The organism is Aureimonas altamirensis, from assembly GCF_023702225.1.
In the GTDB taxonomy this organism is placed as follows: Bacteria; Pseudomonadota; Alphaproteobacteria; order Rhizobiales; family Rhizobiaceae; genus Aureimonas; species Aureimonas altamirensis_B.
On sequence record NZ_JAMQCO010000003.1, the window covers coordinates 440,988 to 465,731 of the forward strand.

Here is a 24,744-nt window from a genome sequence, read left to right on the forward strand (position 1 = left end):
GCACAACACGCTCCCACCTTCGTTGAAAATGCTCTATCAGGTCCGGCCTACGCACACGAGGGGTCACACGAATTGAACGGCACCGAATTCATGCAGGCCGCGCTGGAAGAAGCGGTGGCCGCCGGCGCGCGCGGCGAGGTGCCGGTGGGCGCGTTGCTGGTCATGGATGGCTGCATCGTCGCCCGCGCCGGCAACGAGACGCGCGCCCGGAACGATCCGACTGCCCATGCCGAAATCCTGGCGATCCGGCGCGCTTGCGACGCCCTGGGCCAGGAGCGGCTGCCCGGCGCAGACCTTTATGTGACGCTGGAGCCCTGCGCGATGTGCGCGGCGGCGATCTCGTTTGCGCGGGTGCGCCGGCTTTACTTCGGCGCAGGCGACCCCAAGGGTGGCGGTGTCGAGCACGGGGGCCGGTTCTACGCGCAGCCGACCTGCCATCACGCGCCCGATGTCTATGGCGGCATCGCGGAGACGCAATCCGCCCAAATCCTGACGGAGTTCTTCCGCCAGAGGCGCGAGCCCCAGCAGGATTAGAACGGAAGCGCGTCGCGGATACGAGAGCCGAGCGTCCTGGTTCCCTTGGAGCGGCGCTCCTTGACCGACTCGTCCACGCCCTGGTCTCCCACGGGAGCGCCGGCGGCGGGCTGGCGATAGGCGAGCGGCGGCTCGGACAGGTAGCGGCGCTCCGATGGCGTGCCGTACTGGGTCGCACGGGCCTGCTGCGCCTGCTGGCCCTCGCGGCCGAGCCGGCGCGGATCGATCCACGAGCCTTCGCTGTCGCCGAGGCGCGTGTTGCCGCCGGCCGGCGCCTGCACCCCCGTGCGATAGTCCGCCGGCAACGCGGCATCGCCCGCCGTCGATTCGGCGGCAGCCATGCGGCGCGCGCGCTGGACTTCGGGCGAAACCGGCCAGTTCGGGTCGGCGGACGCCACCGAAGCGTCGCGCGGCGGAGGCAACTGGTTGAGGTTCTGCGGCTTAACCAGTTCGGGGCGCGGCTGATAGTTGATCGGCTGCTTGCTGTCGCTGGAACCGAGCGACACGATGTTGTCCAGGTCGTTCAGGAGCTGTGCGCCCTGCGTCGTACCGGTTCCGTAGGTCGGGCCGACACAACCGGCGAGGGCGAGCCCGCATGTGCCGAGCATGGCCAGGCGTATGGCGCGGCTCGCGTTCTTCATGCTCATGAACCTTCCAATCCCCGTTGCATCGCAGACCATCCGGCCGATGCTTCCGGGCCTCCTTACACTCAACTGCGGCTAAATTACAGATTTCCGGGCCGATAATGCAAGGCGGCGGTCAGGCGACAGCCACACCCAGCGCCTTCAGCTCGCGCAGCGCCTCGGCATCGCGCGGGGTGACATCCGGATAGTCCGGGTCGGAGCCGACATCGGGCGATATCTTCCAGGATCGCGCGCATTTACGGCCCTCGGCCAGCCGGTTCACCACGGCGACGCCGGGCGTATCGGCCAGCCGGAAGGCATCGGCCGGCGCCGGAGCGGTGGTAACCGCGATAGCGCTGGTGATCGCGATTTCCGCAAGATCGAGCGATTCGACCAGTGCGGCCAGAGCGGCGTCCTCGATATGCACCACCGGCGCGGCTTCGAGCGAAGAACCGATATGCTTGGCGCGCCGCTCTTCCTCCAACGCGCCGGTTACCACGCGGCGAACCCGCCTGACGTCACGCCACCGGCCGGCCAGCGCCTCGTCCCGCCAGTCGGCGCCTGCGGGCCGGAATTGTTCGAGGTGGACGGACCTTGCCTGCGGATGACGCGCCAGCCAGGCTTCCTCCATCGTGAACGGCAGAAGCGGGGCCAGCCAGGTCACCAGCCTGTCGAAGATTTCGCGCACCACCTGCAACGCGGCCTTGCGGCGCAAGGATGACGGTGCATCGCAGTAGAGAGCGTCCTTGCGGATGTCGAAATAAAAGGCCGACAGTTCCACCACCGCGAAATCGAGCAGTGCGCGCGCGATCCGCTTGAAGTCGAACGCGTCGTAACTTTTCAGCACGAGGGCTTCAAGCTCGGACAGCCGATGCAGCATCAGCCGCTCGAGCTCCGGCATCTCGGCCACGGGCACCGTCTCGCCCCGATCATGCGCGAGCGTGCCCAGCATCCAGCGGATGGTGTTGCGCAGCTTGCGGTAGGCGTCGACATTGGTCTGCAGGATCGTCTTGCCGAGCCGGAGATCCTCCGAATAGTCGGAGGACACCACCCAGAGACGCAGTATATCCGCGCCGGACTGCTTGATGACTTCCTGCGGCGTGACGATGTTGCCCAGCGACTTGGACATCTTGCGCCCGTCCTCGTCCATGACGAAGCCGTGCGTCAGGACGGCGTCATAGGGCGCACGACCGCGGGTTCCGCAACTTTCCAGCAGCGAGGAGTGGAACCAGCCTCGATGCTGGTCGGACCCTTCGAGATAAAGGTCGGCCGGCCACTTCAGATCGGGCCGCTGCTCCAGCACGAAGGCATGGGTGGAGCCGGAATCGAACCATACGTCCAGGATGTCGCGGACCATGGTCCACCGCCGGGCGTCGTGGCCATTGCCGAGAAAACGCTCCTTGGCGCCCTCGGCAAACCAGGCATCCGCCCCCTCTTCCCGGAACGCCGCGAGGATGCGGGCGTTGACGCCCTCGTCCTTCAGGATGGCCCCGTCCTCGTCGACGAAGACGCAGATCGGCACGCCCCAGGCGCGCTGGCGCGACAGGACCCAGTCGGGCCGGTCCGCGATCATGCCGCGCAGGCGGTTCTGGCCGGTAGCAGGCACGAAGCGCGTGTCGTCGATGGCCTTCAGCGCACGGTCGCGCAGCGTGTCGTCGCCCCCACCGCCGAGATCCTTGTCCATATGGACGAACCATTGCGGCGTGTTGCGGTAGATGACCGGCTTCTTGGAGCGCCAGGAATGCGGATAGGAATGCTTGAGGCGACCGCGGCCGATCAGCGTGCCCTTTTCCACCAGGGCGTCGATGACGCGCTTGTTCGCGTCGCCCTTCCTGCCCTTGTCGTCGATGACCCGGGCGGCGCCTTCGGGCGCATCCGGTCCGAGGCCCGGAGCATCCTTGGTGTAGAAGCCGTCGTCATCGACCGTGAACGGGATCGTCGTGTCGATGCCGCGCCGCTCCAGCGTCCGGCGCGCATCGATGAACGCCTCGAAGTCCTCCGTGCCGTGGCCGGGGGCCGTGTGCACAAAGCCGGTGCCGGCATCGTCGGTCACATGGGCGCCCACGAGAAGAGGCACCGGAAACGCATAGGGCTCGCCGGCGGCGGCAAAAGCACCCTCGGGGCGCCAATCCCGCAACGGATGGTCGAGCACCATGTCCTCGAGCGCCGCAGCAGGCACGTCGGCCAGCCGCACATAGCCGCCCTCCGGCACGCGGGCCTTCGCCATGACGTCGCCTGCCAATGCGTCCGCGATGAGGTAGCGCTGGCCCTGATGGGCCCAGCGCGGCGCCTCCGCGGACTCGGGCGCCGTCACCTCGTAGAGACCGTAGGCGATGCGCGGATTGTAGGTCACGGCGCGGTTGCCGGGGATGGTCCAGGGCGTCGTCGTCCAGATCACGACGGCGGCGCCGGCGAACGGACCCACCCCGCGCACGGGAAACCGCACGAAGATCGTGTCCGACTCGTGGTCCTGGTATTCCACTTCCGCCTCGGCCAGGGCCGTGCGCTCCACGACCGACCACATCACCGGCTTGGAGCCGCGATAGAGCTGGCCGCTCATGGCGAATTTGAGCAGTTCGCCGGCGATGACGGACTCGGCCTCGTAGGCCATCGTCAGATAAGGGTTGGCGAAGTCGCCCTCGACGCCCAGGCGGCGGAACTCGGCGGACTGGACGCCCACCCAATGGGCCGCGAACTCGCGGCATTCCTGCCGAAACTCGTTGATCGGCACCTCGTCCTTGTTCAGGCCGCGGGCGCGATACTGTTCCTCGATCTTCCATTCGATCGGCAGGCCGTGGCAATCCCAGCCGGGCACGTAATTGGAATCGAAGCCCCGCATCTGGAACGAGCGGGTGATGACGTCCTTCAGCACCTTGTTCAGGGCATGGCCGATATGAAGGTTGCCGTTGGCATAAGGGGGCCCGTCATGCAGCACGTATTTCGGCCGGCCTCTCGCGGCCTGGCGCAGCGTGCCGTACAGATCCATCGAGTCCCACTTCTCGATCCATTTCGGCTCGGCGTCCGGCAGGCCCGCGCGCATCGGGAAATCCGTCTGCGGCAGATAGAGGGTCGCGGCGTAATCGAAGGCGTCTTTGGTCATGGATCAGGCTTTTTGTCGGGATGGACCGGCTTCGGTGGCGCAGTTTCTAGTGCAAGACCGGCATGTTATAAAGAGAAATTCAGCCGGCACCGCCGAAGGAAAGCCGCGCATCCAGCGGCGAGAGCGGCTTGGCGCCGGACAGCAGCGCCCGCGCTTCTTCCGAGTCGCGATCCATCTGCGCAACCAGCTCATCGGCACCGTTGAAGCGCATTTCGCCCCGCAAGCGGCCGAAGACCGAGACGGAGACCGTCTCTCCGTAGAGCCGGTCGTCGAAGTCGAAGACGTATGTTTCGAACAGCGCCGCGCCGCCATCGAAGGTCGGGCGACGACCGAAGCTCGCGACGCCGGGCATGGCCACGCCGTCCGCCCGCGCCAGCTTGACGGCATAGATGCCCTGCATCAGCAGCGTATCGTGCGGAAGCGTCATGTTCGCCGTCGGGTAGCCCAGCGTGCGGCCCAGCTTGCGGCCATGGACGATCTCGCCCTCGACGATCCAGCGGTAGCCCAGAAGCGCGTTCGCCCCCGCAACGTCGCCGACCGACAGATCCGACCGGATGCGGGAGGACGAGACCACCGCGCCGCCCTCGTCGTCGAACTCGGCGATCACCCGCACGCCGACATTCCTGTGTCCGCAATCGGCCGCCAGCGTCTCTGCCGTACCGGCACGCCGGGCGCCGAACCGGAAATCGTATCCCACCACGACATGGCGTGCGCCCAGGGCGCCAAGCAGGCAATCCTCGATGAAGCTTTCCGCCGTGGCCGACGCGAAGTCGCGGGTGAAGGGCTGCTCCACCACCGCATCGAAGCCGAGCTCCTTCAGGATCCGGGCCTTCAGCGGGGCAGGCGTCAGGCGCGCCACGGGCTCTTGCGGCCGGAACACCGTGCGCGGATGCGGCTCGAACGTCAGGCAGATCAGCGGCAGCCGCTCCTGCGCGGCAATCTCCGCGGCGGCCCCAAGAACGGCCTGATGGCCGCGGTGCACGCCGTCGAAATTGCCGATCGCCACCACGCCCCCGCGCAGATCGGCAGGCAAGGCGCCGGCGGCATCGAGGCGCAGGATGCGCCCGGACGCTGTCATGCGAGCGAGCCCGTCACGTATCGCGCCTGCAGGCGACGCCGCGTCAGCTCGTCGGCAAGGGCCTGCATATCGGCGCCGAAGGGCGCGAGATCCTGCTCGTGGATACCCTTCTCGACCAGAAGTGCATCGCCGCCATAGGCGTTCGCGCCGCGTATGTCGGTATAGAGCCCGTCCCCGATGCACAGAAGCCGCCCACCCGCCAGCTCTGCGGCGCGGGCCGCGACCTCGTAGATGGGACGGTGCGGCTTGCCCGCCAGGTGGACGGTTCCGCCACGCTTCTCGTATTCGGCGGCAAGTGCGCCGGCGCAATAGATCAGGCGCGGGCCGCGATGCACGACGATATCGGGGTTGGCGCAGATCATCGGCAGGTTGCGCGCGGCGAGACGGGAGAGCATGTCGGCGTAATCGGCCGGGGTCTCCTTCTCGTCGTCGAAGAGGCCCGTCACCACGACGGCCTCCGCTTCCTGCTCCGGCACCAGCCGCACGTCCAGGCCCGCATAGAGATCCAGGTCCCGCTGCGCGCCGATATGGAAGATCGTGTCCGGCCCCTCGGCGATCAGCGCCCGCGTGGCGTCGCCGGAGGTGACGATCGTATCGTAGGCATCACGCGTGACGTGCAATGCGTCGAGCTGCGCGCGCACCCCTTCGCCCGGCCTGGGCGAGTTCGTCAGAAGAACGACGCGGCAGCCGGCGCGCTTCGCATCCAGAAGGGCGGCCTCCGCCTGCGGCGATTTCACTTCGCCGTCGTGGACGACACCCCACACATCGCAGAAGATGACATCGTAGGAACCGGCGATCGTCGAAAGCCGGTCGATTCTCCTGGGGATCATCGGTCCCGAATCCATTCCGCACCCTGTTCCTGCAGTGCCGGCATGCCTGGATGCCGGCCAATGGGTGATGGCGTACGTTTCCCGTCCCGCCGCGTCAACCTCGGCGCGAGCCGCCTTTGCCGATGTTGCGGCAGTGCAGCACGGACGATGGCGAAAAATTCTTGGGCCAGGCCGCTCCCCATTCCTTGACAATCGAGCCGGGCCGCACCTATCTCGTCGCCGTTAGCACTCGCCAGTGGGGAGTGCCAATCCATCCGGGCCGGAATGCCGAAGGGTTTCGGCCCGCCCCATTAAAGTGAAGGTTCGACGATATGGCTAACGTGAACTTCCGTCCTCTGCATGACCGCGTCGTCGTGCGCCGCGTGGAGTCAGAGAACAAGACCGCCGGTGGCATCATCATCCCCGACTCGGCCAAGGAAAAGCCGCAAGAAGGCGAAGTCATCGCCGTCGGCGCCGGCGCGCGCGACGAAGCGGGCAAGGTCGTTGCGCTGGACGTCAAGGCCGGCGACCGCGTCCTGTTCGGCAAGTGGTCGGGCACCGAGATCAAGATCGGCGGCGAAGACCTGCTCATCATGAAGGAATCCGACATCCTCGGGATCGTCGGCTGACCCTTCCGGCATCGCATTTTCCTGACAATCTGAAACGGCGCGGCCTTGAAGGCGCGCCGAGGAGAGAGAGACAATGGCAGCCAAAGAAGTAAAGTTCTCCGGCGATGCGCGCGACAAGCTCCTGCGCGGCGTCGACATTCTCGCCAACGCGGTCAAGGTGACGCTCGGCCCCAAGGGCCGCAACGTAGTCATCGAGAAGTCCTTCGGTGCTCCGCGCATCACCAAGGACGGCGTGTCGGTGGCCAAGGAAATCGAGCTCGAGGACAAGTTCGAGAATCTCGGCGCCCAGCTCGTCCGCGAAGTCGCGTCCAAGACCAACGACAAGGCCGGTGACGGCACGACGACCGCCACGGTCCTCGCACAGTCCATCGTCAAGGAAGGCGCCAAGGCCGTTGCCGCCGGCATCAACCCGATGGACCTGAAGCGCGGCATCGACTTGGCCGTCGCGGCGGCTGTCGAGGACCTGAAGTCCCGCTCCAAGAAGATCTCCACCTCGGCCGAAGTCGCCCAGGTCGGCACGATTTCCGCCAATGGCGACAAGATCGTCGGCGAGAAGATCGCCGAGGCGATGCAGAAGGTCGGCAACGAGGGCGTCATCACCGTCGAGGAGTCGAAGGCGCTCGAGTTCGAGCTCGAGACCGTCGAAGGCATGCAGTTCGACCGCGGCTACCTGTCGCCCTACTTCGTGACCAACGCCGAAAAGATGGTCGCCGAGCTCGACAAGCCGTACATCCTCATCCACGAGAAGAAGCTCTCCAACCTGCAGGCCATGCTGCCGGTGCTGGAGTCGGTCGTGCAGTCGTCGCGTCCGCTGCTCATCGTCGCCGAGGACGTCGAGGGCGAGGCCCTGGCCACGCTGGTCGTCAACAAGCTGCGTGGTGGCCTCAAGATCGCGGCCGTCAAGGCTCCCGGCTTCGGTGACCGCCGCAAGGCCATGCTGGAAGACATCGCCATCCTGACCGGTGGCCAGGTCATCTCCGAAGATCTCGGCATCAAGCTCGAGAACGTGACGCTGGACATGCTCGGCACCGCCGAGAAGGTGCAGATCACCAAGGAGAACACCACGATCGTCGACGGCGCCGGCACCAAGGACGAGATCCAGGCCCGCGTCGCGCAGATCAAGGCGCAGATCGAGGAGACCACCTCGGACTACGACCGCGAGAAGCTCCAGGAGCGCCTTGCCAAGCTGGCCGGCGGCGTCGCCGTCATCCGCGTCGGCGGTGCGACGGAAGTCGAGGTCAAGGAGCGCAAGGACCGTGTCGACGACGCGCTCAACGCCACCCGCGCCGCCGTCGAGGAGGGCATCGTCCCCGGTGGTGGTACGGCCCTCCTGCGCGCCAAGAAGGCCGTCGAGGCTCTCAGCGACGCCAACCCGGACATCAAGGCCGGCATCAAGATCGTGCTCCGCGCCCTCGAGGCTCCGGCACGCCAGATCGCCGAGAACGCCGGTGTCGAAGGCTCGGTCGTGATCAACAAGGTTCTCGAGCAGGATGGAGCCTTCGGCTTCGACGCCTACACCGAGACCTATGTTGACCTGGTACAGGCCGGCATCATCGACCCGACCAAGGTCGTTCGCACGGCCCTTCAGGATGCGGCGTCCGTCGCCGGCCTGCTGGTGACGACCGAGGCGCTCGTGGCCGAGTTGCCGAAGGACAAGCCGGCCATGCCCGCGATGCCGGGCGGCGGCATGGGCGGCATGGACTTCTAAGTCCAGGCTCCCGCCAAAGCACGAAGAGGGTCCGGTTCGCCGGGCCCTTTTTTTATGCCGATCACATGCGAGATGACCAATTTGTAATCCGGCCGCGGGAACGGCTTTCCAGCTCCGCCGTTTCCTACCCGAACACCGGCGCTCCGCCGGAAGGAAACAGGAGTGACAGATGGTCGACAAGAACGAAGTCAAGGGCGGCGCCAAGGAAGTGGCCGGCAAGGTCAAGGAAGCCGCGGGCAAGGTCGTCGGCAATGATCGCCTTCAGGCCGAGGGCCTCGCTGATCAGGCCGAAGGCAAGACCCAGAAGAATTATGGCAAGGTCAAGGATGCCGTGAAGGACCAGACCGGCAACTGACCCTGCCTCGATACCCGAAAAGCCGTCGCGCATCTGCGCGGCGGCTTTTTTCGTTGGCACGCCTTCAAACGATTTTACCGCCGCAACGCAGCAATCGCGCCTCGACTAGCGTGACGTCATGGCGCATACCCGTCCCACAAATCTGATAAACCTTCGGGAGCCAAGGGTAATGACGAAGACGCGGCGCGAGACCGATTCCATAGGAGCCATCGAGGTAGCGACCGATCGCTACTGGGGTGCCCAGACGGAACGCTCCCTGAACAATTTCCGGATCGGCACCGACCGTCAGCCCCTGCCGCTCATTCACGCGCTTGCGACCGTCAAGAAGGCGGCGGCGCGCGTCAATGCCGACATGGGCAAGCTCGACGGAAATCTTGCCGACGCCATCGTCAAGGCTGCCGACGAAGTCATCTCCGGCAAACTGGACGATCATTTCCCCCTCGTCGTCTACCAGACCGGCTCCGGTACGCAGACGAACATGAACGTCAACGAAGTCATCTCCAACCGCGCCATCGAGATGATGGGCGGGGAGCTGGGTTCGAAGAAGCCGGTTCATCCCAACGACCACGTCAATATGGGCCAGTCCTCCAACGACGTCTTCCCGACGGCGATGCATGTCGCCGTGGTGGTCGAGGCGACGAACCGCATCCTGCCGGCCATCGATGCGCTGCACGATGCCCTCGACAGGAAGGCGAAGGAGTTCGCCGACATCATCAAGATCGGCCGCACGCACACCCAGGACGCGACGCCGATCACGCTGGGACAGGAATTTTCCGGCTATGCCGCCGCCCTTTCGCTGTCGCGCCGCCGCGTCGAGCAGGCGCTGGACGGCGTTCACGCCCTGGCGCAGGGCGGCACGGCCGTCGGCACGGGCCTGAACTCGCCGGTCGGCTTCGACGTCAAGATCGCGGCGGAAATCTCGCGCCTGACCGGACTGCCGTTCCGCACCGCCGACAACAAGTTCGAGGCGCTGGCATCGCACGGCGCGCTCGCCTTCTTCCACGGCGCACTCAACGCCCTGGCGACGGACCTGTTCAAGATCGCCAACGATATCCGCTTCCTGGGATCGGGGCCGCGCTCCGGCCTGGGCGAATTGTCGTTGCCCGAAAACGAGCCCGGCTCGTCCATCATGCCCGGCAAGGTCAACCCGACGCAGGCCGAGGCCTTGACCATGGTCGCAACCGAGGTTTTCGGCCATGAGACGACAGTCACCGTGGCGTCCAGCCAGGGCCATTTCGAGTTGAACGTCTTCAAGCCGGTGATCGCCAACGCCGTCCTATCCTCGATCCGGCTTCTGGCCGATGGCATGGATTCCTTCCGCGAGCATTGCGTGGACGGCATCAAGGCCAACACGGACCGCATCAAGGCCTTGATGGAGCAAAGCCTGATGCTGGTAACGGCGCTCGCCCCGACCATCGGCTACGACAATGCCGCCGGTATCGCCAAGACGGCGCACAAGAAGGGTACGACACTGCGGGAGGAGGCGATCGCCTCCGGCCACGTAACGGCGGAGGAATACGACCGGATCGTCGATCCCGCAGCCATGACGCGTCCGGGCGAGTGATCTTCGAGGGGGGTGCCTCGCGCCCCCCCTCCCCGTACGTCCTGGCCGGCGACATCGCTTGAGCGATCAAGCACTTTACGTCGCCCGCCTGTTGCTGCACCTTGACGCCTTGTTGCGGGCCAAGGGGGACAGCCGCATGAACACCACCGTATTGTTGATCGGACGCATTCTGCTGGGCCTGCTTTTCGTGCCGGCCGGGTTCGGCAAGCTCATGGGCGCGGCAGGCTTTGCAGGCTATCTCGGCAGCCTCGGCGTGCCGGCGCCGTTGGCCATGGCTTATGTCGTCGGCTTGTTCGAACTGGTGTTCGGCCTGCTGGTCATCGTCGGCTTCCAGACGCGCATCGCGGCCTGGTTGCTGGCCGCCTTCTGTGTCGTTACCGCCTTTATCGGCCATTGGGGCGATTCCAGCGCCATCCTGAAGAATTTCGCGCTGGCCGGCGGCTTCCTGTATCTCGCCACCTTCGGCGCGTACGCGCCGGCCATCGACAAGGACAGAGACCGGCTCGCCAGCTAGCACGACAGCGGATCGCAATCGGGCGTTGTTGGACGCGCTCGCCGGGGCGCGTCTATACGCGGCCTGTTCGAGGGCGTAGCAGCAGACACCGCGCCAGCCCGATGTCGACCGCAGAGGATGAGCCGCCGCGGCTGTGGCAGCAGGCTTGCCCTCGAACAGGAGTGAGAAGCGATGGTTCTGCCATTGACGATCACGCTGGTGATACAGAAAACCCGGAGCGGCTGGCAGGCCAAACTCCGGGTACAGTTCTGGTATCATTGAGTGAAACGAGGTCGGGTGTTCGCGCACCCGGCCTCACTCCTCGAACATAATCCTGATCCGGCAGCCGATCAACCAATCAACAGTCGTATGAAACCAACCGGACATTGTTGGACCGGTTGCAAGGCAGCGCCGTATAAGCAGCCTGTTCGAGGGCGTAGCAGCAGACACCGCGCCAGCCCGATGTCGACCGCGGAGGATGAGCCGCCGCGGCTGTGGCAAAAGGCTTGCCCTCGAACAGGAGTGAGAAGCGATGGTTCTGCCATTGACGATCACACTGCTCATAAGAAAGACCCGGAGCGGCTGGAAATTCCGGCTCCGGGTCTCGACACTTTTGAGTAAGTGAAACGAGGTCGGGTGTTCGCGCACCCGGCCTCACTCCTCAAACATAATCCTGATCCGGCAGCCGATCAACCAACCAACAGTCGTATGAAACCAACCGGACATTGTTGGACCGGTTGCAAGGCAGCGCCGTATAAGCAGCCTGTTCGAGGGCGTAGCAGCAGACACCGCGCCAGCCCGATGTCGACCGCGGAGGATGAGCCGCCGCGGCTGTGGCAAAAGGCTTGCCCTCGAACAGGAGTGGTACTCATGTGGCGTCTGCCGGTGATGATCACGCTTGAAATAGAGAAAACCCGGAGCGGCTGGCGTATCCGGCTCCGGGTTTACTTCTCGATCGTCTAGCGAAACGGGGTCGGGTGTTAGCGCACCCGGCCTCACTCCTTCATCATAAGGCCTCACCAAGTTTACTTCAACCAACCAGAGGGCGTATCACTCGCCGAAGCGTGCAAGCACGTCGTCGACGATCCCCTGCTCGCTCTCCGTCACGTCAGCCGCCCTGGCTTGGGCCAGGCAGGCCTGCGAGGAAAGAATGAGCCCATCGGACAAGACGCGCAGCCGGTTGGCCGTCAAGGTCGAGCCAGTCGAGGTGATGTCCACGATGATATCCGCCGAGCCGGCTGCCGGAGCCCCTTCCGTCGCCCCCAGGCTCTCGACGATCCGGTAGGTCTGGATGCCGTGATTGCGGGTGAAGAAGCTCTGCGTCAGACGCCAGTACTTCGTTGCGATCCTCATTCGATGACCGTGCGCCGCACGGAAGCCCCCGGCCACGTCGTTCAGGTCTTCCATGGTGGACACGTCTACCCAGCTGTCCGGAACGGCAACCACCACGTCGGCATGGCCGAAGCCGAGCCGGGATACGATGGACAGGCGATCGCCGAAATCGGGCAGCGTCTCGCGCAACAGGTCTTCCCCCGTCACACCGAAGCGGATTGCCCCGTCACGCAATTCACGGGCGATCTCGGATGCAGAAAGGAGAATGACCTCCAATCCGTCACATCCCTCCACACGCGTGCGGTAGGATCGTGCGTCCTCGCTTGGCCGGACGAATATCCGCCTGGCCGCCAGTGCCTCGATCGTCAGGTCCTTGAGCCGCCCCTTGGACGGAATGGCGAGGGTGACGCTCATGCCGGCGCTCCCGATCCGACCGTTGCCATCCGGCCCGGCCACAAGGCAAAGCCCACGGCCGGGATCGTTTCCCGCGCCCCGAGGTAGGAAACCAGCCTGTCATACCGGCCACCGCCGACCAGCGGCCCATCCTGTACTTCGACGGATATCTCGAAAACCATTCCGGTATAGTAATCCAATGCCCGTCCGAATGCCGCGCGATAGCGTAACGCTGCCAGGTCCACGCCAGCGCGCGCCAGCGCCTGGCCGCGCGCCTTGAAGGCGTCGAGAGAGTGTCCGAGATCGGTGCCGCTTTCGCGGCAGAGCATTTCCAGCGCATCGACACTGCGATCCAGCGGACAGTCGATGGACAGAAAGGCGCGCAGGCGCTCTAGAACGGTGCGGTCCAGCCGGGTTTCCGCAACGGCGACCTTTTCGATCAGTCGTCCGGCGATCTCGGTCGGGGTGCGCCCCCTGTGCAGGGGCAGGCCGCCCTCTTCCATCCTGTCCCGGATATTGTCGGAAAGCCTTGCGACATCGCGGGCAAGCGCCAGCTCATAGAGATCCGGAGCCAGATTGTCGACGGAGGCGCGGCCACCGCCGGTGGCAAGCGATTCCAGCGCCTGCCGCAGCAAAGCGTCATGCCCGAAGGTGCGGATGAGGCGGCGCTGCCAACCGGACGGCAGGCCGAGCGACGCCAGGAACTGTTCGAACAGGGCTTGATCCCCGACCGTGGTTTCCACGATCCGCAGGTCGATGCCGCAATCCGCAAGCACGCCGAGGGCGTCGGCGATCGTACGTCCATCGGCGACGGCTCGGTCGGCATCGCCGAGATCCTCTATGCCGGCTTGCGGATACTCCGACGGTCCGTCGCCGCTCTGCCGGAAGATCGTTCCGCAATAGGCATAGCGGCGCGGCAGGCCCGCCCCTTGCGCGATATGCGCGAGGCAGACGGGAATCGTGAAGTCGGGGCGAAGGCAAAGTCCGCGCCCGTCCTCGCCCTTGGTCAGGAAAATGCGCCGACGCAACGCTTCGCCGGCCGTATCCAGATACGGGTCGGAGGGCTGCAGGATCGGCACATCCATCATCACGGCGCCACGCTGCACGAACTGGGCCGGCAGCGACCGCTCCAGTGCTGCGATGGCCGCGCTCATTCCCCGCGATCCGCTGCCTGCTCGGCCAGCATGCGGCGGACGGCTTCCACCAACTCGGCCTCGGGCACGGTCACCTGCGCCGGCCGGGCGGACCGCCAGGTGGCGTTGTCCTCGATCTCCGCGGACAGGCGCTTGCCCTCGATGAGATCCTTGACCTGCACGACCCCGGCCGCTTTCTCGTCACCGCCCTGGATGATCGCGAGGGGGGCGGAGCGACGGTCGGCATATTGCAACTGCTTGCCGAACTGCTTCGGATTGCCCTGGAACACCTCTACCGGCACGACGGGGCGGCCGGGGCTATTAAGCCCGGCGCGCAGCATGCCGGCCAGGCGCTGGTAGTCCGCCATCCGGTCGCGGTCCATCACCGTCACGACGACCGGCCCGGGACGCTCGGCTACAGCCAGGCGGTCGAGGTTCTTCAGGGCCGTCATGAGACGGGAAACACCGATGGAGAAACCCGTCGCCGGAACGGGCTGGCTCATGAAGCGGGCGACGAGCCCGTCATAGCGGCCACCGCCGCCAACCGATCCGAACTGGACCTTCTGGCCCTTATCGTTGGTGACGTCGAACAGGAGCTCCGCCTCGAATACGGGCCCTGTATAATATTCGAGGCCGCGCACGACCGAGGGGTCGACGGACACCCGGTCGTCGCCATAGCCCGCGGCCTCGGCAAGCGACCGGATGGTTTCGAGCTCGTCGAGCCCCTCAACGACGCGGCCATTGTCGCCGAAGGCTTCCCGGACACCCCCGATGCGCGCCGCGCCGCCCGCGTCCGCGAACGAGAAGATCGACAGGACGCGTTCGATCGCCGCCGCATCCAGCTCTGCGCCCTTGGTGAAATCGCCCTTGCCGCCGCCATCGTCGAGCCGGCCGGCCCCCAGCAGCTGGCGTACGCCATCCACCCCGAACTTGTCGAACTTGTCGAGCGCGCGCAGCACGGTCAACCGACGGGCTCCGTCGCCGCCGAGGCCGATGGCGTCGAGGATGCCGTCCAGGACCTTGCGATTGTTGACCCGGATCACATACTGGCCGCGCGCGATGCCCAGCGCCTCCATCGTGTCGGACATCATCATCGCCATTTCCGCATCGGCCGATACCGACGGAGCGCCGACGATGTCGGCATCGAACTGCATGAACTGGCGGAACCGGCCCGGCCCGGCCTTCTCGTTCCGGAACACGTAGCCGGCGCGATAGCTGCGATATGGCTTGGGCAGGTCTTCGAAATTCTCGGCCACGTAGCGGGCCAGGGGGGCGGTCAGGTCGTAGCGGAGCGAGAGCCACTCCTCGTCGTCGTCCTGCAGGGAAAAGACGCCTTCGTTCGGCCGGTCGCTATCCGGCAGGAACTTGCCCAGCGCATCCGTATATTCGAAGAATGGAGTCTCGACCGGCTCGAACCCATAACGCTCATAGACGTCGCGGATCGTGGCGAGCATCGCGTCCTGCGCACGCAGGTCGCTGGCGCTGCGGTCGACGAAGCCGCGCGGCTGGCGCGCCTTCACCCGGTTCTGCTTGGCGGACATCGGTCTTGGGCCTCGGAATACAAGTCGGTGCGGACTGACAAGCCGGGGTCTAATGGATCGAACCTGCCAGCACAAGAAGCGCCCCGCCGGTTGCAGGCCTTGCCGTCCCCCCCCCCCACGCCTATCCGCAGGTTGCCCGAACGATCCTGCCGGATCGTGGGTCGGTCTCGATCGTCACCCGTTCCTGACGATAGTCCATGGTAACGCCCTGGCCCGGCACGATCTGGCGGATGATGGTGGCGCCGGTCTCTTGCGCGGCCCGCGCGTCCGTCAGCCTGTCCATCCCGACCAGCGCCTCGGCTGCGTCGGCCCGGCAGGCTCCCTGCGCCACGCCGTCCATGCCCGTGCCTGCCTGGCAGGCGGCAAGGGAAGCAGCGGCGAAAGCAAGCGTAAGGGCGTTCACCCGTTTCCTGTTCATAAGAGGATCAATCCTTTTTCCGTCGGTGCTGCAAGGCACCCTCTCCGCGCATCAGGTCGAGAACGCGCGTCTTGTTATCCGAACAGGCGATTCCTTCGGGCCGGTTCTCGATACCCTCGATGACGGCAACGAGTTGCGCCTTGTTCCGTGCCAACTGCTCTTGCATGGCGCCGATCTCGGCCACCTTTTCCTTCAGCGTCGCCAACAGTTCGTCGTGCCGCCAGTGCAAGCCCGCCGGCATCAGATGGCGGATCTGGTCCAGAGAAAAGCCGGCACGCTGCGCGCTGACGATTATCGCCAGGGTCGCGACGGCTTCGGGTGCATAGCGGCGGTACCCGTTGGGACGGCGCTCGACGGTACCGATCAGGCCGGCGGCCTCGTAAAAACGTATCCTCGAAGGGTTCAGGCCTGTGCGTTCCGAAAGCTCCCCAATCCTCACCTGCATTTCCGTCCCGTTGACCTTCAACAGAACTTTAAGGTTATGCTCGGGTTTCGGTCAAGCTTGACGGTGTCCGGTCGGGCACACTGCTTCATGGCAATCCGTTTCCGGTCGGAAATTCCGAGGAGAGACCCATGGCTTACGTTACTACGAAAGACGGCGTCGAAATCTTCTACAAGGATTGGGGGCCGCAAGGGGCGCGGGGCTAAAGGCGCCTCTATCCGCAGTCACCTCTTCGGCCTGCTCCCCGCAGCGGGCCGAAGAGGCACCCCATCGCCGAAAGCTATATCGCATGCAGACAATTCTTGGCGCCTCCGGGCAGATCGGGCGGGAACTGGCCGTCCATCTCAAACGCGACTTCACCGACGACATCCGCCTCGTCAGCCGGAACCCCGGAAAGGTGAACGAGAGCGACGAGCTTCACAGGGCGAACCTGCTCGACGCAGGAGAGACGCGACGTGCAGTCGAAGGCTCCGAGATCGTCTATCTCACTGCCGGCCTGCCGATGGATACGAGGCTGTGGGTCGAGCAATGGCCCGTCATCATGAGAAACGTGATCGACGCCTGCGCCGCCAACGGCGCCAGGCTGGTATTCTTCGACAACACCTACATGTATCCGCAGACCGCCGCGCCGCAGACGGAAGACACCGAATTCCGGCCCAATGGCGAAAAAGGACGCGTTCGCGCAACGATCGCCCGAAATCTGCTTGCGGCAATGGAGCAGCGGCGCGTCTCGGCCATGATCTGTCGCGCTCCGGAGTTCTACGGACCCGGCAGGACGCAAAGCATTACCAACAGCACGATCATCGAACCGTTGGCGCAAGGCAGGACAGCCAGGGTTTTCCTCCGCGACGACACCCTGCGCACCCTCATCTACACGCCGGACGCCAGCCGCGCGATGTCGCGCCTGGGCAACACGCCCGACGCCTACGGCCAGACCTGGCATCTGCCGTGCGACGATGATCGGCCGACCTATCGTGACTTCGTCCGCCTGGCGGCGGAGCAATTGGGAACCACGCCCCGCTACCGTGTGCTCAGGCGCTGGCAGTTGCGACTGGCGGGCCTGTTCAGCCCTGCGGTGCGGGACGCCGAAGAGCTTCTGCCGCGCTACGCGACCGACAACATCTTCGTGTCGGACAAATTCAAGATCCGGTTTCCGGATTTCGTCGTCACTTCGTTCGCGGAGGGCCTGGCCGCCATCAGCGCGGACGTGAGAACGCGCTCCGCTTTTCCTCGCAAATAGCGCGGCAAGTGCATCCTTCGATATGGTCGTTCACGAAACCCATCGACTGCATGAAGGCGTAGCACGTCGTCGGCCCGACGAAGTTGAAGCCCCGCTTGCGCAGGGCCGTCGACATCGCCTTCGAGGCGGGCGTGACGGCATTGCTGCGAAGCCAGCCCAGCGTCATGACGGACGGCCTGTCCGATGCCGGCGGCTCGAATGCCCAGAGAAAAGCCGCGAACGACTTGCCCTCGTCCTGTCGAAGGCGGATCACCGCGCGTGCATTGGAGATCGTCGCCTCGATCTTGCCGCGATGCCGGATGATGCGCGGATCCTGTACGATACGGTCGACGTCGGCGGGCGTGAAGGCCGCCACGCGCTCCACGTCGAACCCCTCGAACAATTCGCGGAAGGCGTCGCGCTTGCGCAGAACGGTGATCCACGAAAGGCCGGCCTGGAACCCCTCAAGGCACAGTTTTTCATAGAGGGCTGTGTCGCCGGCAACGGGGCGGCCCCACTCACGATCATGGTAGGTTTCGTACTCCGGCGAACCGGCCTGCCAGAAACAGCGGGCCTTGCCATCGGCTGACAGGGTCAGCCCGTCCGGAAGTGCGGTCGAATCGTCGTCGGTCATGATTGGATGATACTGCGACGTACCGGCCGTGGAAACGCACCCTCTGTGCAACGCGGCATTTGCGCAACGCATCGCCATCCGTCGCTTCACGTACGCGCGCAGGCAGTTGCGGCGGGTGCCCCGTATACGCCAGAAGTCGTTGCATGGCGTACCGCTTGGGCACGCCATGGGGGCACCGCTTTCATGAAACTTCTTCTATGGGCACTTGCCCTCGTCGCCGCGATCCTGACCCCGCCCACCAGTTCGAAGGCGGCGGACCTGCCGGACGATGCCGAGATCATCGCCGGCTTCGAACGCATCGTCTTCAACGCCGAGATCCCCGGTCGCTTCAGCGACGCCGGTTTCGTCAAGAAGTTCGCCGGGCCCGTGCGCTTCCGCGTGGAAAATCATGCGAGCGTGGACCGGCGCGCGGAGGTCGAGGCGTTCATAAGCCGGATCGGACGCGAGATCCCGGGTCTGGAAACCCGCATGGCGCAGGGTGCGGAACGCACCGATTTCGTCGTCCATGTGGTCGACCGGCAGGATTACGTGGCCACCGCGCGCAGGGTGCATCGCAACCCCTTCATGCAGGTACCCGGAAACTGCATCGTCCGCGCCAGCTATGGGCGGCGCGGCATCGAACGATCGGAGGCCGTCATCGTTTCCGATGGGGGCGAGCGTCTTTTCCAGCGCTGCCTGATCGAGGAAATCCTGCAGGGGCTGGGCCCCCTGGACGATAATCCGGACGCGCCCTACAGCGTCTTCAACGACACGTCGACGCACAGCGTACTGACACGCTACGACCGCATCATGATGACGATGCTGTACGATCCGCGCCTGCGCCCCGGCACGAACCTTCAGGCGGCGCGGCCGCTGCTGCCGATACTAGCGCGCGAGGCCCGGCGCGGTACGCGCTAAAGTGGCATGCGTCCAATCGGACGCACAGAGGTCGCTCTAGATTATAGATGGAGCATCGGATTATCCGAAAACCGGATTCCACTTTTCGGTCCGATGCTCTGAATTCGTTCATCTCCCGGCTACCATTTACTGTCAAGCTTGGCGCATGCGCCTCGCCACGCCCGCCAGACTGGCCCTGATGCTGGCCGCCCTTTCCGGCGGCGCGCTCGCCCATGCCGGCGAACGCCAGAGGCTTGTGCTGCCGGACAGGGTCGCCAGCGAGCGCACCTTGCAACTGTCGCCGGGCAGCGGCGTGTTTCCCGGCTATACGCGCCCGCGCCTCGTGACGCCCTATCGCGCCGGGCGGGCTATCCTGCGCGAGGGCGTGCCCATCGGCGTCCTGGGCACGGACGGCGTGACACGCCCCGTGGGCAGCTACGACGACGGGCGCGGTGGCCCGCTGCCCGCCGTCATCACCAAGGACTGACCCTCAATTCCGCGTCGGTATACGCGCGATGACCTTCAATTCGAAGTCGAAGCCTGCCAGCCAGGTCACGCCGAAGGCGGACCAGGTCGGATAGGGCTTGTCGGGGAAATAGGCCGACTTGATGGGCAGGATCGTCTCGAACTGCCTTTCCGGGTCGGTGTGATAGCTCGTCACGTCCAGTATATCGTCGAAGGTGCAGCCGGCGGCCTCGAGCACGGCCTTCAGGTTCTCGAAGGCCAGACGCACCTGCGCCTCGAAATCCGGCTCGGGCGTGCCGTCCGGACGAACGCCGACCTGGCCTGCGACGAACAGAAGATCGCCGTGCCGGACGGCGGGGGAATAGGCATGCTGTTCGTTCAGGGGGTTGGGCCTGGCGGGGTAAACGGTTTCTCGTGTCATGGAAGGCTCTTTCATCGGTTGCGGATAGCCACTATTTTCAGATACATGGCGTATGTCGAATATCGGAACATACGCACCGTATGTCAACCGCATACGATGTGTATGTGAATATCGGAGTTGCGAGGATGACGTTCCGGCGGCGTGTCGACACGATGGAAGAAAACAGGCGGAAGCTTCTGGCCGCGGCGCGGAAGGCTTTCGCCGAGCAGGGTTTCGCGGCCGCGTCGATGGACGAACTCACCGCGTCTGCCGGCCTGACGCGGGGTGCGCTCTACCATAATTTCGGCGACAAGAAGGGGCTGCTGGCGGCCGTCGTCGCAGAGGTCGATGGGGAGATGGCGGCACGGGCCCAGGAGGCGGGCGCAGCGGCCGGATCGCTGTGGGATGGCCTCATGGCCGAAGGCGCCGCCTACGTCGCCATGGCGCTGGACCCGGAAATCCGCCGTATCGTCCTGCTGGATGGGCCCGCCTTCCTGGGCGATCCTTCGCAATGGCCGAGCCAGAGCGCCTGTCTGGACGTAACGCGACAAACCGTTGCGCGGCTGGTCGCGGACGGCACGATGCGGCCTGTCGATGTGGAGGCTGCCGCGCGCCTGTTGAACGGCGCGGCCATGAACGCGGCGCTTTGGGTAGCGGCAAGCGAAACGCCGCCCGAAACGCTGCCGAGGGCCGTCGCGGCTTTCAGGCTGATGGCCGGGGGGTTGTTGAACGGACGCGGTCAGTAGCCGCCCGAGACGGGCATCGCGTCCAGAAAGATCGTCGCGTCCTGGCGCATGGCTGCGACCTTCGCCCTGTCCATGCTCTCCAGCGCGGAAAAGGTGCGCGCCATGCGCCGGTTGCCGCGAAAGGCCGCAGCGTTGCGCGCCATGAAGTCCCAGTAGAGATAGTTGAACGGGCAGGCGTCCTCGCCGGTGCGCTGCTTCACGTCGTAACGGCAATTCCCGCAGTAATCCGACATGCGGTTGATGTAGTTTCCCGAGGCGGCATAGGGTTTGGTGGCGAAAAGGCCGTCATCGGCATGCAGGATCATGCCCACCACGTTCGGCATCTCCACCCATTCGTAGGCATCATGGTAGACCACGAGATACCATTCCTGCACCTGTCTGGGGTCGAGCCCGGCCAGAAGGCAGAAATTGCCGATCACCATGAGCCGCTGAATGTGGTGGGCATAGGCGTTGTCCCGCGTTTCGCCGATGCACTGCGCCATGCAGTTCATTTCGGTTTCGCCGGTCCAGAAGAAATCGGGCAAGGGACGCTTCGCCCGTAGGCTGTTGCGGTTATCGTAGCCGGGCATCTCGCGCCAGTAGATACCACGGATGAATTCACGCCAGCCTATGATCTGCCGCACGAAGCCTTCCACGGCGTTGAGCGGCGCCATACCACTCTCGAATGCTGCGATGGCGGCCTCGCAGCATTCGCGCGGCAGCAGCAGGCCGCAATTGAGAAGGGCCGAAAGATGCGAATGGAACAGCAGCGGCTGCCCCTGCACCATCGCGTCCTGGTAGGTTCCGAACCAGGGCAGCGCTTCGGCGATGAACCAGCGCAGATAGCCCTGCGCCTGCCGTCGCGTGACCGGATAGTCGAAGTCGTCGAGCCGGCCGAAATGATTGCCGAACCGCTCGCGCACGAGCGAAAGCACGGCATCCGTCCGCGTATCGGGCGGGTAGGCCGGCCTTTCGGGCAGCGCCGTGTCCGGGGGCAACGGTTCGCGGTTTTCGGCATCGAAGTTCCAACGTCCCCCGACGGGGCGGTCCCCGTCCATGAGGTAGCTGGTATGGCGGCGCATCGCGCGATAGAAGGTCTCCATCAGCAGCGGCCCGCCGCCACCGGACATCCCTGAGAAGTCGGCAAGCGGGCACAGGAACCGGTGGTCGGACCGGATGTCGACCGGCAGGCCGAAGGCGTCTTCCCAGCTTTCCAGCATCTGCTGGACGCGCCATTCGCCGGATTCCGTCACGACGATGCCGTCCACCGCGTGACGGGAAAGCGCGCGTGCGACTTCTCCGCCGAAGCTGCCGCTGTTGCCCTCGGCGTCCAGGGCCATGTAATCCACGTGCACGCCTTCGGCGGAGAGGTCCGCCGCGAAATGCCGCATCGCCGAGAACAGGAAGGCGATCTTGCGCTGGTGGTGGCGAACATAGGTCGCCTCGTCGGCCAATTCGGCCATAAGCACCACATCGCCGTCTTCCAGGTCGGCGAGACTGGACAGGCTGCGGCTGAGTTGATCGCCGAGAACGAGGCGAAGACGGGCCATTCGCGATACCGCTCTATCGAGGCCCCGGCAGGGGCGTGAGCGGGCTAGATGTCGTGCATGGCGGCTGCCGCAAGGGCCCTGCGACGCTCCACCCCGCCCGCGAGCGCCGACAGCCCGCGCGCTACGTAGCGGCCCGCGCCCATCGCACCGGCAAGATATCCGTCGCGCACCATCACCTTCCCGCCGAGAACGACCGTCGTCGGCCAGCCCCGCACCTCGATGCCCTCATAGGGCGTGTAATCCGCCCCATCATGCAGATCGGCGTGACGGATCGTGCGGACCTCGTCCGGATTCCAGATCGCCATATCGGCATCCATGCCGACGGCGATGCTTCCCTTTCCCGTCAGCCCATAGGTTTTGGCATGGTTGGTGGATGTCAGCGCCACGAAGCGCGGAAGATCGATCCGCCCCTTCATGACGCCTTCGGAGAACAGGATCGGCAACCGGGTCTCGACGCCCGGAATCCCGTTGGGAATATGGCGGAAGCTGGCCCGGCCCCTGGGGTTGAGCTTGCCCATCGGGTCGTCGTAGCGAAACGGGCAGTGATCGGAGGAAAACAGATCGAATATCCCCGCCTCTATGCCGCGCCAACAGGCCTCCTGGCTTTAGCGGTCGCGCGGCGGCGGCGAGCACACGAACTTGGCCCCTTCCCAATCCATGCCATCGAGATCGTCGGCCGTCAGCATCAGATATTGCGGACAGGTTTCGCCCACCACCATGAGGCCCCGCGCCCGTGCCCGCGCGATCTCCTCCATGGCCGGGCCATTCGACACATGGACGATGACCACCGGAACCTCGGTGATCTCTGCCAATGACAGGGCGCGGTGGGTCGCTTCCCGCTCCACCGCCACCGGCCGCGTCGCGGCATGGGCGCGCGGCGCGACATCGCCCTCGGCCTCGTGCCGGCCGATCAGGTAGCGGATCGCATCCTCGTTCTCGCAGTGGACCATCACCAGCGCGCCGGTGCGGCGCGCGACGTCCATCGTGGCGAGGATTTCCGCATCGTTGAGCCGCAGCCCCTCATAGGTCATGAAGACCTTGAAGGACGTGTAGCCATCGGCCACCAGGGCCGGCAGTTCCTGGCCCAGCACGGACGCGGTCGGGTCGGACACGATCAGATGAAAGGAGACATCCGTATAGCACCGCCCTTCCGCCAACGCATGATAGGTCGTCAGGGCCGCGCGCAGCGACTGGCCTTTCTGCTGCAGGCAGAAGGGCAGCACCGTGGTATTGCCGCCGAACAGCGCCGACAGGGTGCCGCTTTCAAAATCGTCGGCCATCACGACGCCGTCTCCCGAGGGCTGGGCGATGTGGACATGGCTGTCGATGCCGCCGGGCAGGACGTAGCGTCCGCCGGCGTCGATCTCCTCTCGCGCGGGGCCGAGCCCCTCCCCGATCAGCGCAATGCGGCCGTCGCGCACGCCGATATCGGCGCGGAAGACATCGGACGCGGTCGCCACAATGCCGTTTCGGATGACGAGATCCAGCGTCATAGCTGCGGCTCCAGAGCGGCGATCAGCCGGTCGACCTCGTCCACCGTATTGTAGTGGACCATGGATACGCGCACGACGCCGTCCCGCGCCGTCAGGCCATGCTCTTCCACGATGCGGCGCGCATAGAAGTCGCCGTGGCGGATGCCGATGCGCGCGGCGTCGACCGCATCGACTATGCGTTTCGAGCTTTCCGAACCGACGGTGAAGGAAACGGTGGAGACGCGGTCCCCGATCGCCGTGGACGTCCTTCCGATGACGCGCACCGAGTTGCGCGAAACCAGATAATCCATCAACCGTCCGGTCAGCACGCGCTCCTGCTCGGCGATCGCGGCGAAGCCGGCTTCGACCGCGCCCCGACGGCCGTCGGCGCCCGCCATGCGCCCGAGTTCCTCCACGTAGTCCACCGCGCCCATGGCGCCCCAGGCGCATTCATAGTTGATGTTGCCGGGCTCCAGCTTGTGCGGCACGCGGCTCTTGTCGAAGAAGTAGTGGTAGATGTTGTCGAGGGCCTCCAGCCGGTCGCGCCGGCCGTACATCACGGCATGGTGCGGGCCGAAGACCTTGTAGACGCTGAAGACGTAGTAGTCTGCCTTCAGGGCCTGCATGTCGATGGCCCGGTGCGGCGCATAGGCGACGGCATCGACCACGAGTTCGGCGCCGGCGCCGTGGACGATGTCGGCGATTTCGGCGATCGGGTTGATCGTGCCCAGGATGTTGGAGGCATGCGTGACGCAGACCAGACGCGTGCGTTCGCTCATCAACCCCTTCAACGTCTCAAGGTCCAGCTCGAAGGTCTCCGGGTCGCAGCGCCACCATTTGATGTCGACGCCCCGCTCCTGGTGCTTGAGCCAGGGGCCGATATTGGCCTCGTGATCGACATTGGTCAGGATGATCTCGTCGCCCGGCCGCAGCCGGCCCGTCATCGCCTCGGACAGGAAGCGCAAGAGGATCGTGGTGTTGGGCCCCTCGACGATCTCGCCGGGATCGCAGTTCATGAAGCGCGCGAAGGCCTCGCGCGTCTGCGAAACGCGCTCCGTGGACAGCCTGCTCGGCGCGTAGCTCGCGCCCGTCTGGACATTCGAGGTGAGGAGATAGTCGGACACGCGGTCGGCGACGCGGCGCAGCACCTGGCTGCCGCCGGCATTGTCCATGAACGCCCATTCGCCCGACAGGGCGGGAAACTGCGCGCGGACGAAATCGATGTCGAGGGACATTCGGGTTCCTGGCTTT

23 protein-coding genes and 1 pseudogene are annotated in these 24,744 nt (G+C 65.3%); 10 read left to right on the forward strand and 14 right to left on the reverse strand.

Annotation, left to right across the window (positions count from 1 at the left end; genetic code table 11):
• Positions 1-90 precede the first annotated feature (90 nt).
• Positions 91-534, forward strand: a complete 444-nt coding sequence (locus tag NDN16_RS07305; protein ID WP_251113024.1) for a nucleoside deaminase — start codon at positions 91-93, stop codon at positions 532-534.
• Here NDN16_RS07305 and NDN16_RS07310 read toward each other — a convergent pair.
• The 4 genes from NDN16_RS07310 to NDN16_RS07325 all read right to left on the reverse strand — a co-directional run bounded on the left by NDN16_RS07310 (position 531) and on the right by NDN16_RS07325 (position 6,165).
• Positions 531-1,181: a hypothetical protein gene (locus tag NDN16_RS07310; protein ID WP_251112945.1), complete on the reverse strand. Its 651-nt coding sequence runs from the start codon at positions 1,179-1,181 to the stop codon at positions 531-533. The two genes, NDN16_RS07305 and NDN16_RS07310, sit on opposite strands and share 4 nt — an antisense overlap.
• Before the next feature lie 112 nt (positions 1,182-1,293).
• Positions 1,294-4,257 carry an isoleucine--tRNA ligase gene (gene ileS, locus NDN16_RS07315; RefSeq protein WP_251112946.1) on the reverse strand — a complete coding sequence of 988 codons (2,964 nt, stop codon included), beginning with the start codon at positions 4,255-4,257 and terminating at the stop codon, positions 1,294-1,296.
• Between the two features lie 79 nt (positions 4,258-4,336).
• Positions 4,337-5,335 (reverse strand): bifunctional riboflavin kinase/FAD synthetase, encoded by a 999-nt coding sequence (locus NDN16_RS07320; RefSeq protein ID WP_251112947.1) that lies wholly within the window; start codon positions 5,333-5,335, stop codon positions 4,337-4,339.
• On the reverse strand, positions 5,332-6,165 hold the full coding sequence (locus tag NDN16_RS07325; RefSeq protein WP_251112948.1) for a TIGR01459 family HAD-type hydrolase: 834 nt from the start codon (positions 6,163-6,165) through the stop codon (positions 5,332-5,334). The genes NDN16_RS07320 and NDN16_RS07325 overlap by 4 nt, the downstream gene beginning before the upstream one ends.
• A 311-nt stretch (positions 6,166-6,476) precedes the next feature.
• On the opposite strand from NDN16_RS07325, the gene groES reads away from it, so the two are divergent.
• The 5 genes from groES to NDN16_RS07350 all read left to right on the forward strand — a co-directional run bounded on the left by groES (position 6,477) and on the right by NDN16_RS07350 (position 10,914).
• The gene (groES, locus tag NDN16_RS07330; protein WP_039188743.1) at positions 6,477-6,773 is read left to right on the forward strand and encodes a co-chaperone GroES; all 297 of its coding nucleotides are present in this window, start codon (positions 6,477-6,479) and stop codon (positions 6,771-6,773) included.
• Positions 6,774-6,846: 73 nt separating this feature from the next.
• Positions 6,847-8,481: a chaperonin GroEL gene (gene groL, locus NDN16_RS07335; protein WP_251112949.1), complete on the forward strand. Its 1,635-nt coding sequence runs from the start codon at positions 6,847-6,849 to the stop codon at positions 8,479-8,481.
• A gap of 169 nt (positions 8,482-8,650) precedes the next feature.
• The gene (locus tag NDN16_RS07340; protein ID WP_251112950.1) at positions 8,651-8,836 is read left to right on the forward strand and encodes a CsbD family protein; all 186 of its coding nucleotides are present in this window, start codon (positions 8,651-8,653) and stop codon (positions 8,834-8,836) included.
• 169 nt (positions 8,837-9,005) lie between these two features.
• A complete protein-coding gene (fumC, locus tag NDN16_RS07345) occupies positions 9,006-10,400 on the forward strand; it encodes a class II fumarate hydratase (RefSeq protein ID WP_251112951.1) in 1,395 nt (464 codons plus the stop codon).
• A 58-nt stretch (positions 10,401-10,458) separates the two neighbouring features.
• Positions 10,459-10,914 (forward strand): DoxX family protein, encoded by a 456-nt coding sequence (locus NDN16_RS07350; RefSeq protein WP_353050201.1) that lies wholly within the window; start codon positions 10,459-10,461, stop codon positions 10,912-10,914.
• A gap of 1,029 nt (positions 10,915-11,943) precedes the next feature.
• Here NDN16_RS07350 and hisG read toward each other — a convergent pair.
• The 5 genes from hisG to NDN16_RS07375 all read right to left on the reverse strand — a co-directional run bounded on the left by hisG (position 11,944) and on the right by NDN16_RS07375 (position 16,176).
• Positions 11,944-12,639 carry an ATP phosphoribosyltransferase gene (gene hisG / locus NDN16_RS07355; RefSeq protein ID WP_251112952.1) on the reverse strand — a complete coding sequence of 232 codons (696 nt, stop codon included), beginning with the start codon at positions 12,637-12,639 and terminating at the stop codon, positions 11,944-11,946.
• Complete coding sequence (locus NDN16_RS07360; protein WP_251112953.1) at positions 12,636-13,772, reverse strand: ATP phosphoribosyltransferase regulatory subunit; 1,137 nt, start codon at positions 13,770-13,772, stop codon at positions 12,636-12,638. The genes hisG and NDN16_RS07360 overlap by 4 nt, the downstream gene beginning before the upstream one ends.
• Positions 13,769-15,292, reverse strand: a complete 1,524-nt coding sequence (hisS, locus tag NDN16_RS07365) for a histidine--tRNA ligase (RefSeq protein WP_251112954.1) — start codon at positions 15,290-15,292, stop codon at positions 13,769-13,771. Before hisS ends, NDN16_RS07360 begins: the two co-directional genes overlap by 4 nt.
• A gap of 121 nt (positions 15,293-15,413) precedes the next feature.
• Positions 15,414-15,710, reverse strand: coding sequence for an I78 family peptidase inhibitor (locus NDN16_RS07370; RefSeq protein WP_251112955.1), 297 nt, complete (start codon positions 15,708-15,710; stop codon positions 15,414-15,416).
• 7 nt (positions 15,711-15,717) lie between these two features.
• Positions 15,718-16,176, reverse strand: a complete 459-nt coding sequence (locus NDN16_RS07375) for a MerR family transcriptional regulator (RefSeq protein ID WP_251112956.1) — start codon at positions 16,174-16,176, stop codon at positions 15,718-15,720.
• Between the two features lie 265 nt (positions 16,177-16,441).
• On the opposite strand from NDN16_RS07375, the gene NDN16_RS07380 reads away from it, so the two are divergent.
• Complete coding sequence (locus NDN16_RS07380) at positions 16,442-17,392, forward strand: NAD-dependent epimerase/dehydratase family protein (protein WP_251112957.1); 951 nt, start codon at positions 16,442-16,444, stop codon at positions 17,390-17,392.
• Here NDN16_RS07380 and NDN16_RS07385 read toward each other — a convergent pair.
• A complete protein-coding gene (locus tag NDN16_RS07385) occupies positions 17,349-18,005 on the reverse strand; it encodes a DNA-3-methyladenine glycosylase I (protein ID WP_251112958.1) in 657 nt (218 codons plus the stop codon). The two genes, NDN16_RS07380 and NDN16_RS07385, sit on opposite strands and share 44 nt — an antisense overlap.
• Before the next feature lie 183 nt (positions 18,006-18,188).
• On the opposite strand from NDN16_RS07385, the gene NDN16_RS07390 reads away from it, so the two are divergent.
• Positions 18,189-18,902, forward strand: a complete 714-nt coding sequence (locus NDN16_RS07390) for a DUF2927 domain-containing protein (protein ID WP_251112959.1) — start codon at positions 18,189-18,191, stop codon at positions 18,900-18,902.
• A gap of 145 nt (positions 18,903-19,047) precedes the next feature.
• Complete coding sequence (locus NDN16_RS07395; RefSeq protein ID WP_251112960.1) at positions 19,048-19,368, forward strand: hypothetical protein; 321 nt, start codon at positions 19,048-19,050, stop codon at positions 19,366-19,368.
• A 3-nt stretch (positions 19,369-19,371) separates the two neighbouring features.
• On the opposite strand, the gene NDN16_RS07400 is transcribed toward NDN16_RS07395, so the two are convergent.
• Positions 19,372-19,767, reverse strand: coding sequence for a RidA family protein (locus tag NDN16_RS07400; protein WP_251112961.1), 396 nt, complete (start codon positions 19,765-19,767; stop codon positions 19,372-19,374).
• 125 nt (positions 19,768-19,892) lie between these two features.
• Here NDN16_RS07400 and NDN16_RS07405 point away from each other — a divergent pair, with 125 nt between their 5' ends.
• On the forward strand, positions 19,893-20,492 hold the full coding sequence (locus NDN16_RS07405; RefSeq protein WP_251112962.1) for a TetR/AcrR family transcriptional regulator: 600 nt from the start codon (positions 19,893-19,895) through the stop codon (positions 20,490-20,492).
• Here the strand turns inward: NDN16_RS07405 and NDN16_RS07410 are convergent.
• The 3 genes and pseudogenes from NDN16_RS07410 to NDN16_RS07425 all read right to left on the reverse strand — a co-directional run bounded on the left by NDN16_RS07410 (position 20,486) and on the right by NDN16_RS07425 (position 24,728).
• Positions 20,486-22,021: a cryptochrome/photolyase family protein gene (locus NDN16_RS07410; RefSeq protein WP_251112963.1), complete on the reverse strand. Its 1,536-nt coding sequence runs from the start codon at positions 22,019-22,021 to the stop codon at positions 20,486-20,488. The two genes, NDN16_RS07405 and NDN16_RS07410, sit on opposite strands and share 7 nt — an antisense overlap.
• Before the next feature lie 44 nt (positions 22,022-22,065).
• Positions 22,066-23,514, reverse strand: a pseudogene (gene hydA, locus NDN16_RS07415) (dihydropyrimidinase).
• Positions 23,511-24,728 carry a cysteine desulfurase-like protein gene (locus tag NDN16_RS07425; protein ID WP_251112964.1) on the reverse strand — a complete coding sequence of 406 codons (1,218 nt, stop codon included), beginning with the start codon at positions 24,726-24,728 and terminating at the stop codon, positions 23,511-23,513. The pseudogene hydA and the gene NDN16_RS07425 overlap by 4 nt, the downstream one beginning before the upstream one ends.
• Positions 24,729-24,744 lie beyond the last annotated feature (16 nt).